Below are 12,624 nucleotides of genomic sequence, written 5' to 3' on the forward strand. Positions count from 1 at the left end.
CAATCGTAGAAGGAGGAGAGCTGGCGGTTCTTGGCGCAGTGGCACTTGCGGGTGATGAAGATGCACAGCAACAATTTGCGCGTGATGTAGAAACACTCTTCAATAATGTAAACACCGCACTAGGCCAATCGCCAGACTCAGCCCCCACCGTTGATACAGAATACTTTATCAATGGGCTTATCACGCTCAAAAATAAGGAACAGGCGTTAGCTGGTACAGGAGACTATGAGGCGTACAATCAAATAGCACAACAACGTGATGAGTTGATGTCGGGCCTCCCATTTGAAAGCAAAATGGAAATTACCGGCGCGGTTAACGAATTTATTAGCGCAACAAATAACTATAATTCACCAGAGAAAAATGGTTTCCAAGCAAAAGGAAATGAGCCTTCTGCAGGTAATATGGATAATCCTGTTTCCAATGTGCCTGCTACTGGGAATTACATTAATATCTCGCCAGAAACGATTGATGCTTCAAGTGTAACTGAGGTAACTGATAGTATTTCATCTGATACTGAAACGGTAGTGCAGGATGAATTTTCTGGCGCTAATGTTCAGTTGAGTATAGATAGCTCGTTGAAATACATTCCTCCACCAAAGGAAATTGATGGAATAAATGGTTTAAAATCTGCAAAGCCTAAAACAGCCATTCAAGGTGGAGGTGGTCTTAGAAAAAGGTGGAAAGATAAGAAAGGCAATATTTATGAATGGGATAGTCAACATGGGACAGTAGAGAAATATAATAAACAAGGCAAACATTTAGGCGAGTTTGATCCAAATACGGGAGAGTAAACTAAACCTGCAGATAAAAATAGAAAAGTTGAGAAATAACAATGACTAGGATTATAAGATATTTTGACAAGCAAGATGAAAGTTTAGTCGGTGAGTTTAAGGTTGGTGAATTGCAACTTGCAGAGTTGCAATTATTGTTTGAGGTTGATTCAAGCAACCCTATGTATGATAGCTTTCAAATCAAATCTGAAATGATTCCATATTTTTCGGCATTTACTAACCATCCATTCAATTTTTCACAATATGATTATTTCCTTGAGTTTGATACATGAAATAAATAATAGACACCCAAACTATGGCACCTAATTTTTTCGAACATTAGAAAGAAGTCCATTGACTTCCACACACTTAAATAATGTACATACACTCTCTACATTCTGACATCGCTTCGAAGTATTAAAGCCTCTTCCAGTACTAGAGGGCAAAATGTCGCCAGCATTTGGTCAGGAAGGTGGTGGTACTCAAATTCTTCCTGACTTGCCTGATAGAGTTAATATTCAATGGCTAATTGATAACAAATATTTAAAGGAAATTGAGGGGTAATTATGCATAATTTCGAAACCATGACTGCAGATTTAAAAAAGCTTGGAGCAATAATTGATGCACCTTCATCCTTGCTTTCCGGTTGGGGTATTCCAAAAGAAGATGGTACGCCTTATATCGAAATAGGGGATGACGTTTACCTTTATTTATCCTCTGAAAGAGGATATCAAATCTTTAAAAAAGAAGTATCTAACTACGATGAATTGTTATATCTAATTTTTAGCAATATAACTCACAAGATGGCGGTCAACTATGAACTTCGTAACCGCAACTCTGAAGAAGATTGTAGAAGAACAATTTTCAGTAAACAATTAGAATTGCTGGGAACTGTAAAAGCTGAATGGCGTTGTAAAAGGGAAAAGGAGATTGAAGCTATTTTAAGAAATGCACCTTTTGAAGATTGAATAGCATAGCTAATTGGAGTTGAGCGATCATCGACACCCACACTCTGATACGTGCTCTTGTCAAACAATGGAAGGATGTTTTTGTAGCTGCCCATCATCTTCCGCTGACTCGATAAACAAAGAAGGCCCTATCAAATCTTGTTCACCCTTACTCTGTATTCTGACATGTGGGAACATCATTCATCTGACAGGTGGGTGTCCAATAGTTTCTGTAAAAGCTGAGGGGGAGTTAGATTCACGGATTTTCATCGATACTAATCAATCTGCGAGGACAACATTTTGAATCGACACTAATTTCCTAGACACCTCTTAGTTAGATAAACTAACTAAAAATACAGAGGTGTTTATGAGCGGAAAACGCTATCCAGAAGAATTCAAAATTGAAGCGGTTAAGCAGGTGGTTGATCGGGGCCATTCAATATCTGACGTTGCCAAACGATTAGATGTCACAACACATAGCCTTTATGCGTGGGTTAAAAAATACGGCCCTGATTCTAAACAGCATAACGAATTGAGCGATGCACAAGCGGAAATTAGGCGATTACATAAAGAGTTAAAACGCACAACAGAAGAGCGTGACCTGTTGAAAAAAGCCGCGGCATACTTCGCAAAGCAGTCCGACTGAGGTATGCCTTTATCAAAGAAAACTCGGACAGTTGGCCTGTTCGTTGGCTATGCAAAATGCTTGATGTTCATCCGAGTGGATATTATGCATGGAACAAACAACCTCGCTCCAAACGCGCCAAAGCCAATCAACGTCTTACAGGTTTGATTAAACAGTTCTGGCTAGAATCAAACATCTCATAGACACCCACCCCCTTACCTCAAGTACAGTATCAAAAAGACGAAGAATGAGGCACAGTTTGAGTCAATAATTTTCACACACTGATGCAACATGCCTCGACCTCGCAAATCGTTAATTTCGCTAACTGACACTCCTTACTACCATTGCGTTTCTCGCTGTGTACGTCGGGCCTTTTTATGTGGCAAAGATAAATTCACAGGGCAATGCTACGAGCATCGCCGACAGTGGGTTGAAGACCGTTTACTTCGCTTGGCAGCGGTGTTTGCTATCGATATATGTGCGTTTGCGGTAATGAGTAACCACACCCATGTCGTACTGCATGTTAATAGAGAAGCTGCATTAGGCTGGTCAACCAAGGAAGTCTTGGTACGGTGGCACAAATTACATCAAGGCACGCTGTTAACCCGGCGTTTTGTTCATGAAAAAGAAACGAGCGCCATGTCAGCGGTTGAGCACAATGCGGTTGAGAAAATCGCTGATATCTATCGTCAGCGTCTGCACGATATCAGCTGGTTTATGCGTTCGTTAAATGAGTATATTGCACGGCAGGCCAATAAAGAGGATAAGTGCAGCGGACGCTTCTGGGAGGGGCGGTTTAAATCTCAGGCGTTGTTAGACGAAACGTCCTTGGCCGCGTGCATGGCTTATGTGGATTTGAACCCTGTTCGTGCAAGAATGGCAAAAACGCCCGAACAATCCAATCATACCAGTATCCAAAAACGAATTAGTGCAGCTAAAAGTAATCGGCAACCCGCAAGTTTATTGTCCTTCGCAGGAAATCCGAGAAAAGATATGCCAATAGGCTTACCTTTCAGGTTAGAAGAATACCTTCAACTGGTAGAAGAGACAGGGCGACACTTTCACCCAAGAAAACGAGGAACGATTATCAGTAATCAACCGATTCTGAAACGCGCTGGTTTAAACTCGGTCGACTGGAACTGGTTGGTTGCCAGTATTGAAACGGAATTTACCACTACCATCTGCGCACCGTTGATAATGCGAAAGTTAGACAAGAGAGGGTACCAAGATACTGCATAAGAGTATGTAGCAATTTACTTTATACCACGTCTATCGTAACAAACGTTTCTCCATGCGAACGATTGCGCCCTCAAAACACCCATGCAAGGCAAAAGTTTCCAGCTCTATTGAATTAGAGTCAATTTTGTACGCTTTTTTAATATAAAAATTTTTTCAGTATCGAAACGCATTGTGGGATTTTCAACTTTTGGTTATGTGGGTGTCTTGCTTTAGATAGAAGTAGCGTCTTGCTTTAGATGGAAGTAGCGTATTAAGTCTTGATTAACGCTACGTCAGCCTCGAAAAATCAAGAGGCCCTAAACCCTTTTTCAGCCAGCCACGCCATGGCCGCGTCTTCATTACTGAAAACGCCTAGCTCAACGCCGGCTCGTTCATAAATACGACTAAACTGCGCATTAACCATTGCTGCAATGGTGGTTTCGCCAGTCACTATGGCGCCTAGCACCATGCCTTTACTAACCCGCCACTCGATTGATTTTTGCAGCTCAATTTCTCCTCCTTTCGTTAGCAAAGCCGAGCCGTGAAGAAAGCCTAAAAATGCCCATCGATGGCCGTTAAACTGACTTACGACCTCCATCATATCACTCCCGTAGCGCGCTATAGCATCAGTGTCTGCAATACCTTCGGCAGATACAGCAACCACATTTCCTAGGACTGCTATTTGATATTGGCCATACTTACTTTTAAGTTTAGCTTGCGGGTTAGTGAAAATTTTCATCCAGCTTACTCTACTGAGAACTTAAATAATGGACACCCACACTCTGTCATCTGATCTTTTCAAACATCTGACAGGTGGGTGTCCAATATTTTTAAATAGTCCTATCGAATAGTCTTTTACATGTGCTCTTTTCGAACATATAACAGGTGGGTGTCTATCGAATAGTCTTTTCTATCGAATAGTCTTTACTCAATATCCTTCAAAATTGCGGTAAGGTCTTTGATGACCACCGGTTTGACCAGGTGATAATCGAATCCGGCCAATTTTGAGCGGTTGCGGTCTTCGCTATGTCCATAACCGGTCAATGCTATCAGTACTGTATTGGCGGCCCGGGGGAGCGCGCGGATGCGTTGCGCCAGTTCATAACCATCCATCTCAGGCATGCCGATATCAATCACCATGGCCTGGGGAATGGCGTGTTCTAATCGCCTGAGCGCTGCCGGCCCCCTGTGCTCAATTTGGGTACGATGCCCCTGAATAGCGAGTAACATCGATAGCATTTGGGCAGCGTCAACGTTGTCATCTACAATCATAATATCAAGTGCACCATCAATCGACTTCTGTGGTGGCGCCTCTGTGATTTCTGGTTCTTTGCAGCTTAACGATAGCGGTAGCAGCACGGTAAACAGGCTGCCCTGATTTAAGCCGTTACTTTCTGCCGTCGCACTACCGTTATGCAGTTCGAGCAAACTTTTGACCAAAGCCAAGCCCAGCCCTAAGCCCCCTTGAGCGCGATCCGGTGAGCGCTCTGCTTGTGTGAAATGGTCGAAAATATGCGGTATCAGTTTGGCCTCGATACCAATACCATTATCCTGGATGGTGATTTTACAATTTCCTTCATCAACCGTTAGTGTCACCTGAATGTGGCCGTTCGCGGGGGTGTAACGATTAGCATTATTGAGAATGTTGGCAACCACTTGCGTGAGCCTGCTGCGATCACCATCAACAATGGCTTGCTGGTGACTGATTCTCACCTCTAGACGCTGTCCTTTTTGTTCAATCAGGGGGCTGACTTGCTCAATCGCATCTTCTATAACTTTTGCCAGATCGACTGGCTTCATTTGCATTGATATTAAGCCTCGCGTTACACGCGACACGTCTAGCAGATCATCAACTAAGCCGGTCATATGTACCACCTGACGCGAGATAATATCACTGGCTTTTTTTACCAGCGAAGGCTCAGCTGGGGAATGGCCAAGGAGCTCTGCCGCCGTACCTATTGGGGCCAGCGGATTGCGTAGTTCGTGGGCCAGCATAGCTAAGAACTCATCTTTTCTGCGATTCGCTGCCTGCAGTTCTTTCTGCACATTCTCTATATCGTGAATGTCAGTATTAGTACCCAGCCATTGCATGATTTTACCCGCCTCATCCCGTAGGGGAGTGGCCCGGGTAAAAAATGTACGATATTCACCCGACGCAGACCGTAGGGGGAAACTAAGTTCAAATGTTTCTCCCGACTGCAGGCATCGCTTGTACGTTGACAGCACCATAGGTAGGTATTTGGGTTCGTGAAGTTCTGTCCACTTCCAGCCAGTCACTTGTTCTTCAGTGGTGCCGGTGTATTCGTACCAGCGATTATTAAACCATAATATCTGCCCATCTGGCTCCGCCAGCCAGGCAAGGTGTGGGATGGAATTCGCCAACTGCCGCAAGTGCTGCTCGCTTTCGTGTAGGGCTAAGGTGGCTTTCACTGCTTCTGATACATCACTGCCTTCAATAAAGATGCCTGTTATCTGTCCACTCGCATCACGAATGGGCTGATAGATAAAATCTACGTAATACAGTTCTAATTCTTCGGCAGGGGGGCGGCGCAATTTCACTGGAATACCCCTACCTACATAGGGTTCACCTGATTCAAAAACGCTATCAAGCAGTTCAAACAGGCCTTGGCCCTCAATTTCAGGAAGTACATCGCGAGCCTTTTTTCCAATTAACTCTCGGTTGCCTACTAACCGCTGGTAGGCGTCATTGGCCAGTTCAAAGACATAATCCTTTCCCCGCAGTACCGCGATAATGCCAGGTGCTTGCTGGAAAAGTTGACGCAGATGCTCTATTTCATTTTTGCGTTGTCGCGTTGCCAGCACCTGCTGTGTCGTCTCGGTGCAGGCACAATACATGCCTGCAACAGTGCCGTTTTCATCGTAGATAGAAGAGTAAGAAAAAGTGAACCAGGTTGACTCCTCGTAGCCTTTTCGTTTCAGGGTTAAGGGTAAATTTTCATGATAAGTAGACTCTCCCGCCATTGCCTGTTCGACAATTGGGGTAATATCGTTCCATATTTCTGACCACACCTCTTCGAAGGGGCGCCCTAATGCGGAGGGATGTTTGTTGACCAGCAAATTTACATACGCGTCGTTGTACAGCAGCGCCAGTTGTGGCCCCCAAGCCAGAAACATTGGAAATTTGGAGTTTAAGATTAGCGTAACCACTGTGCGCAATACTTGCGGCCAGGTATCCGGGTGACCTAATGGAGACTGACTCCAATCGTGCGTTCGCATTAAAGCGGCTACGGTGCCGTCACCAAAATTATCGGCAACGTGCAAGGAAGGACTGTTCATTTAGTGTTACCGGTAAGTAATGGCTGAAATTGCTGCAAAAATACGACATTGCAACAAACGAATAGAGAGTATATTTTGACCGTAAGCCATGAGAGTGACATAGACTAATTGAATATTCAAATTAGCACGAAAAGCACGGCAGCTGTTATAAATATTCGGAAGAACCTATAATAGTAAACATTTTACCATTAATATTCTTCCGCGAGGAACATCGCGGTTGATACCTGAGACAGATTGATTAATAATCGAGGTCAATATTGCTCTCGCGCTGCTTGATGGTCTGGGCGGAGATACATTATGAACCATAAAAATTCTGCTCGGCTACTTACTTTTCTCTTAGCATTGTTGGTGTCATTTTTCGGGTACCCGCAACCGATTATTGACCTCACCGATACCCCAGAACTCACCGCGGGTGAATACACCCGTTACTTGCAAGAAAACAATGACGAAAAGCTGACGCTAGCGCAGGCTATAGCTGCGTTTAACTCTTCTGAAGTACGCCTTGGAAAGCATCAATCCATCTCGTTAGGGATAAGTGTTGCGCCGGTCTGGTTAAAAACCCGCTTGCTGAACTCAACAACGAATGACGAAAACTATCGGATCAGCGTCGAAACTCCTTGGTTAGATGTGATTGAGGCCTGGATTGTTTATCAGGGCAGGGTGATTCAACAGGTAAGCGGTGGCGATGCGGTCGCGTTCGAACAGCGCCCTATGCAGTACCGCTACTTTGCGTTTGAAGCCGAACTCCCCAAAGGTGAGTCGCAACTTTATCTGCGCGTTGAAAGCGTAGGGCCAATGGCCATACCATTACGCATTGCGACGACAGAGCTTGCGGTAAAAAGAGATATTTCAAGTAGTTATCAGTACGGCTTTCTCTACGGCATTATGGTCGCGTTAGCCCTGTACAACCTTATTTTGTTTTTCAGTGTCCGCCTGCCGGAATACGGCCTGTACGCGCTTTACCTGATAGGGTTCGTCATCAACAGTTTATCGTATACCGGCCAACTGCACACTTGGATAACACCCGACTTCGGACCGTACTTTCAGGACTGGCTGGACATATTTTTAATGATCACCTATTCCATCGCCGGGTTGCATTTTGCGCGTAAGTTGCTACAAACAAAGCAGTATGCACCGATATTGGATAGGGCGACCATTGTCGTAACCCTTGTGATTCCTGCCGGTATGGTAATAGGTTTTATTTTCAACCAACTTACTTTTGCACTATTTCTGGCATTTTTGCTTAACACCACTTTTGCCGTACTTTTTATCTTACTGGGGCTACAGGCCCTTAAGCATCGCATAGCCGCAGCCAGACTATTTCTTATTTGCTCTGTTACTGCTGCCACCTGCATTTGTATTTCTACCGCCGCCGTTGCGGGGTTTGTACCCTATAACGATGTAACCTTTAAACTGATAGAAGTCGGTATGGCATTTGAGGCAATTTGTCTGGCGTTTTTGCTGGCACAACGCTTTCGCTCTGCCGAAGCGGACAAGCAAATGGCTGAAAAAACCGCTCGCCTTGATTCGCTTACTGGCTTGAATAATCGCCGCGGGTTTGCTCATGCCGCCCAACCCATCTGGTTTCAGGAAATCAGGAACGGCCGGGATGTTTCGGTGGTGTTGATTGACATTGATCACTTTAAACGGATCAACGATGGCTTTGGTCATTCTAAAGGCGATGAAGTATTAAAAGCAGTCGCTGCGGTGTTAAAACGAGGGGCGCGCAGAAGTGATATTATTGCCCGATGGGGGGGTGAGGAATTTTTAATTTTATTACCAGAAACCTCTGAGGCACAAGCCACCCAGCATGCTGAGAGGCTACGTCAACAAATCGAAAAAATTGAACTGACTAGCCCGGGCGGGGCGATTAAGTTTACCGCCAGTTTTGGAGTGTGCGGTACCATAGATGGTATGTTCAGCAAGACCAAATTACGTGATGATGATTTAGAAACCATAATTAATGTAGCTGACGAGGCGCTTTATCAGGTTAAAGCGTCGGGCCGCAATCAGGTTAAGGCAGCGACTCAGCAGCACGTTCGTCAGAGCCGCTCAAAAGTTAAAGTTTAATCTGGTTTGGATATTCGTGTGATCGCAATGTAACTGAAAAAGCCAGTTTGGCGTGAAATGTTTATTTTTCGTCCGATAATGATTGTTCGTTGCCACAAATTGAATAAACTCAGAGTTATGAATGTTAAGGCATCAGTGAAGATAAACTCCCACACATGATCAATCATATTAAATTGAGCTGCCTATTTTTATGGCTTATTTGTTTCCACACCGTTGCTGAGCCGACCGCCCGCAACACCGACCAGGCCACTCAGCCGCACATCCAGGTACGCCTGGTAAGTGAGTTTGCGCAATTAAAACCGGGGGTGAATTGGTTCGGCATCTGGTTAAGGCCCGATCCTGAATGGCATACCTACTGGCGCAATCCAGGCGATTCGGGTGAGCCACCCAAAATTGATTGGATATTGCCAGAAGGGGTGAGTGCGGGTGAAATTCAGTGGCCGTTACCCAGTAAAATTCCGATTGCTCACTTGGTAAATTATGGCTATGAAAACCATTCATTATTGATGGTTCCGTTGACCCTAAGTGACGAAGTAAAGTATGGGGCGACCCTCGATATCAGTGCGGATCTGTCCTGGCTAGTGTGTAAAGAAGATTGCATACCAGGCTGGGCAACGCTGACCAAAACGCTGAAAGTAGCCTCCGATCACCAGCCTTCAGCGCAGGCCGGGCTTTTTGATGAAGCGCGCGAGCAGCTACCGGACGAAGTAGTTAAGAGTGCTCGGTATGAAATCACCGATAATAAGGTGGTGCTGCAGTTAAATGAATTATTGCCTGACGGTGATTGGCTGCTTTTTCCGTTTTCATCCAGTATATTAAACCATGCCGGTGCCATCCAACATATTGAAACCGCACAATCCTCAACCTTTGTCGGGGCCAAATCAGATTACTTTACGCCATCACAAAATTCACTTCGCTTTCTGGTTAGTGATGGCCAAACCGGATTTTATGTCAAAGCACAAATGAATAATGCGGTTGCTGGCGAAGTGCTTCAAGCTAAGAATGTATCAGCTACTTTTACGTATACAACAATTCTCGTCAGCATGGCCATGGCGTTTATAGGTGGCGTGATTCTCAATCTGATGCCCTGTGTGCTGCCGATACTGTCAATCAAAGCTTTGTCGATGCAAAGAACGTCGCAGTCAACCGCGGTTAAGCTGGCTTATGCATCCGGCGTGCTGGTGAGTTTCAGCGTTTTCGCGTTAATTATCATTGCCTTTAAACATAGTGGTTCAACACTTGGGTGGGGCTTTCACATGCAATCACCTGTCGTGGTTGCCGCACTGGCGTTTCTATTTACATTTATCGCTGCGGCCTTGTTTGATATGGCTCCTGCCGGAAATCGACTGGCGGGAATTGGCCAGGGATTTATTCAGCAGAATGGATTTACCAGCCAATTTGCTACCGGCGTGCTGGCGGTAGTGGTGGCTTCACCGTGCACCGCCCCTTTTATGGCTGCGGCGCTGGGTGTTGCTCTGGTCAGTTCAGACATGATCACACTCGCGATCTTCTTAAGCCTTGGATTAGGTTTTGCGCTGCCGCTGAGCGTTCTTTTTTGGCTACCCGGGTTAACCCGCAAGATTCCTAAGCCCGGGCCCTGGATGAGCACTTTTCGCCAGTTTTTGGCGTTTCCCATGCTGGCCACCGTGATCTGGTTGCTCTGGGTATTCGGCAATCAAACTTCGCCAATGGCAATGATGGCATTGCTTGGCGGCTTGCTCATTTTGTTTTTCGCATTGTGGTTATACCGCCGGACTCAGCGCACCTTTGCGCATGTCGCCGCACTGATGTTCGCTGTTTCAGGGTTCTTAGTACCGCTTTTCGTGCTCACTTCGCCATCGACTGACAGCCAAGCTACAACCCTGGCGTTTAACAAGCAACAGTTAGCCGCCTTGCGCCAGGACAATCAGGTTGTGATCGTGAACATGACCGCCGACTGGTGTATCACCTGTAAAGTAAACGAACAGGTCGCATTCACCTCCAGCGCGTTCACCCAGGCACTCGCGCAGCCGCAGGTACATTATATGGTAGGCGATTGGACCAATAAAAATGATGAGATATTAGGGTATCTGAACCAGTACCAACGTTCAGGTGTACCTTTATACGTAGTGTATGCGGGAGAGCAAAGCAAAGAAGTACTACCGCAAATTTTAACCCCTGATCTGGTAGTAAAGGCAATAACGAAAGCCGTTAATGAGGTGAATGATGAAAATTAAAATGTGGTTAGCCAGCGTTATGCTGGGCTGCTCTTCAATGCTGACAAACGCCGCGGTAGATATTGATAAACAGGCACCCGACTTTTCCCTTACCAACACCCAAGGTGAGCAAGTCAGTTTAGCTGACTTTAAGGGCAAAACCGTCATCCTGGAATGGACAAATCATTTGTGTCCGTATGTACAAAAACACTACAACAGCGAAAACATGCAGGATCTGCAAAAAAGCTATACTGACGAGGATGTAGTGTGGTTAACCATCATTTCGTCTGCGCCGGGTAAACAGGGTCATGTCAGTGCAGCTGAAGCGGTGAAACTGACTGAAGATAGAAATGCCAGCCCGTCACATGTGTTGTTTGATGAAAGTGGCGAAGTAGGGAAGATGTACGCCGCTAAGACCACACCGCACATGTATATTATCGATGACAGTGGCATGCTACGTTATGCTGGTGCTATAGACAGCATTAAATCGGCTAATCCTGCTGATATCGCTAAAGCAGATAATTACGTGAAAATGGGGATGACGTCATTAGCGTCTGGGGAAGAACTTCAATATAAGAAAACCGCACCCTACGGCTGTTCAATCAAATATAAAAGCTGAGGGCAAGCGACGGATATACAAAATAACAAGCCAGCACACTGGTGCTGGCTCTTTTAAATGTCACTTATTCAGCGCTAACCTGAACGTCTTTCTTTTTAAAGTCGTTTACGAATTTAGAAATCGGTGCATCGTTACAAACAATACTTCTTACTTCATGCGCATTCAAGCCGTGAGTCGCAGCAGCGCGCTGCAGACCGATAGCAGCCGCATCTGCACAAACTTTAGATTCTTTGTTGTTCTTAGCTACTAAAACTACACTCTTTTTCGCTGCTTCAGTGTTAATTTCGCGTTGTTCAACTACCGTTGCACCACTATAACGGTTGGCGAAAGCCGACACTGACACGCCATTACACTCGAGGTGTCTGGTGAAACGAGCGAAAGACTTACCAGACTTGCTCACTTCCTGCATTGCCGCGTCTAAACCGTGGGCTGCTGCTGTCAGGCATACGCGAGATTCCAACGAGTTATCTTTCAAAAACAGGCCAACTTTTTCGTTTGCCACTGAACTGAAAGAAAGTGAAGAACCTGCAACTAACGCAACAGCTAAAATAGTTTTCATTGTATAAACCTCAACAAAATAAGAATAAAAAGTAATCGACTCAAGTAATCTGGCGCGCATTATAGGCAGGGGTGGGCAAAAAACAATCTGGATAAACAATAACCAGGTATCTTGCGCGAGACATAGTTATTGTTCCTTACACCATTGTAAAAACGGTGCTAAATCATCGTTTTATTTGTGAATTTTATGGGTGCAACAATGCGTAATTTATAAACACTTCGCCATATTTAAACCGAACTGTTTGCAATTGATAGTACGAAGGTACTACAGCGGAATAAGCCATTTACGTTAACACTTGGTTAACATTTTATCAGTAAGTGGAGA

General features: G+C 45.1%; 10 protein-coding genes and 2 pseudogenes. 9 read left to right on the plus strand and 3 right to left on the minus strand.

Translation table 11 applies throughout. The features are described from left to right. The 6 genes and pseudogenes from HCJ96_RS16210 to HCJ96_RS13165 all read left to right on the plus strand — a co-directional run. Positions 1–791 (plus strand): colicin E3/pyocin S6 family cytotoxin (locus HCJ96_RS16210; RefSeq protein WP_281358631.1); only part of this gene is annotated, 791 nt, incomplete at its 5' end. Positions 792–832: 41 nt separating this feature from the next. Beyond that, entirely contained in the window at positions 833–1,063 is a 231-nt protein-coding gene (locus HCJ96_RS13145; RefSeq protein WP_169211542.1) for a DUF7683 domain-containing protein, read from the plus strand. 121 nt (positions 1,064–1,184) lie between these two features. Further along, positions 1,185–1,334, plus strand: a pseudogene (locus tag HCJ96_RS13150) (TNT domain-containing protein); the annotation flags it as partial. Positions 1,335–1,336: 2 nt separating this feature from the next. Continuing rightward, entirely contained in the window at positions 1,337–1,738 is a 402-nt protein-coding gene (locus HCJ96_RS13155) for an Imm63 family immunity protein (protein WP_169211543.1), read from the plus strand. 346 nt (positions 1,739–2,084) lie between these two features. Continuing rightward, positions 2,085–2,533: pseudogene (locus HCJ96_RS13160) on the plus strand (transposase); the annotation flags it as partial. Positions 2,534–2,633: 100 nt separating this feature from the next. Next, entirely contained in the window at positions 2,634–3,581 is a 948-nt protein-coding gene (locus tag HCJ96_RS13165) for a transposase (protein WP_169211544.1), read from the plus strand. Between the two features lie 286 nt (positions 3,582–3,867). Here HCJ96_RS13165 and HCJ96_RS13170 read toward each other — a convergent pair whose 3' ends face one another. Next, positions 3,868–4,299, minus strand: coding sequence for a hypothetical protein (locus HCJ96_RS13170; protein WP_169211545.1), 432 nt, complete (start codon positions 4,297–4,299; stop codon positions 3,868–3,870). Between the two features lie 185 nt (positions 4,300–4,484). Next, positions 4,485–6,857, minus strand: a complete 2,373-nt coding sequence (locus tag HCJ96_RS13175) for a hybrid sensor histidine kinase/response regulator (RefSeq protein ID WP_169211546.1) — start codon at positions 6,855–6,857, stop codon at positions 4,485–4,487. A gap of 297 nt (positions 6,858–7,154) precedes the next feature. Between HCJ96_RS13175 and HCJ96_RS13180 the strand changes: the two genes are divergently transcribed. The 3 genes from HCJ96_RS13180 (at position 7,155) to HCJ96_RS13190 (ending at position 11,741) form a co-directional block, all read left to right on the plus strand. Next, positions 7,155–8,927: a sensor domain-containing diguanylate cyclase gene (locus HCJ96_RS13180; RefSeq protein ID WP_169211547.1), complete on the plus strand. Its 1,773-nt coding sequence runs from the start codon at positions 7,155–7,157 to the stop codon at positions 8,925–8,927. Between the two features lie 155 nt (positions 8,928–9,082). Beyond that, a complete protein-coding gene (locus HCJ96_RS13185; RefSeq protein ID WP_169211548.1) occupies positions 9,083–11,143 on the plus strand; it encodes a protein-disulfide reductase DsbD family protein in 2,061 nt (686 codons plus the stop codon). Then, positions 11,130–11,741 carry a redoxin domain-containing protein gene (locus tag HCJ96_RS13190; RefSeq protein ID WP_246261409.1) on the plus strand — a complete coding sequence of 204 codons (612 nt, stop codon included), beginning with the start codon at positions 11,130–11,132 and terminating at the stop codon, positions 11,739–11,741. Before HCJ96_RS13185 ends, HCJ96_RS13190 begins: the two co-directional genes overlap by 14 nt. A gap of 64 nt (positions 11,742–11,805) precedes the next feature. Here HCJ96_RS13190 and HCJ96_RS13195 read toward each other — a convergent pair whose 3' ends face one another. Continuing rightward, entirely contained in the window at positions 11,806–12,300 is a 495-nt protein-coding gene (locus tag HCJ96_RS13195; RefSeq protein ID WP_169211549.1) for a hypothetical protein, read from the minus strand. Between the last annotated feature and the right edge of the window lie 324 nt (positions 12,301–12,624).

The sequence above is a fragment of the Alteromonas ponticola genome (assembly GCF_012911815.1).
Classification (GTDB): Bacteria; Pseudomonadota; Gammaproteobacteria; order Enterobacterales; family Alteromonadaceae; genus Alteromonas; species Alteromonas ponticola.

Coding starts and splice junctions, on each gene's coding strand:
- HCJ96_RS13145 (WP_169211542.1), top strand. CDS start 833: ATGACTAGGATTATAAGATATTTTGACAAGCAAGATGAAAGTTTAGTC.
- HCJ96_RS13155 (WP_169211543.1), top strand. CDS start 1,337: ATGCATAATTTCGAAACCATGACTGCAGATTTAAAAAAGCTTGGAGCA.
- HCJ96_RS13165 (WP_169211544.1), top strand. CDS start 2,634: ATGCCTCGACCTCGCAAATCGTTAATTTCGCTAACTGACACTCCTTAC.
- HCJ96_RS13170 (WP_169211545.1), bottom strand. CDS start 4,299: ATGAAAATTTTCACTAACCCGCAAGCTAAACTTAAAAGTAAGTATGGC.
- HCJ96_RS13175 (WP_169211546.1), bottom strand. CDS start 6,857: ATGAACAGTCCTTCCTTGCACGTTGCCGATAATTTTGGTGACGGCACC.
- HCJ96_RS13180 (WP_169211547.1), top strand. CDS start 7,155: ATGAACCATAAAAATTCTGCTCGGCTACTTACTTTTCTCTTAGCATTG.
- HCJ96_RS13185 (WP_169211548.1), top strand. CDS start 9,083: ATGATCAATCATATTAAATTGAGCTGCCTATTTTTATGGCTTATTTGT.
- HCJ96_RS13190 (WP_246261409.1), top strand. CDS start 11,130: ATGATGAAAATTAAAATGTGGTTAGCCAGCGTTATGCTGGGCTGCTCT.
- HCJ96_RS13195 (WP_169211549.1), bottom strand. CDS start 12,300: ATGAAAACTATTTTAGCTGTTGCGTTAGTTGCAGGTTCTTCACTTTCT.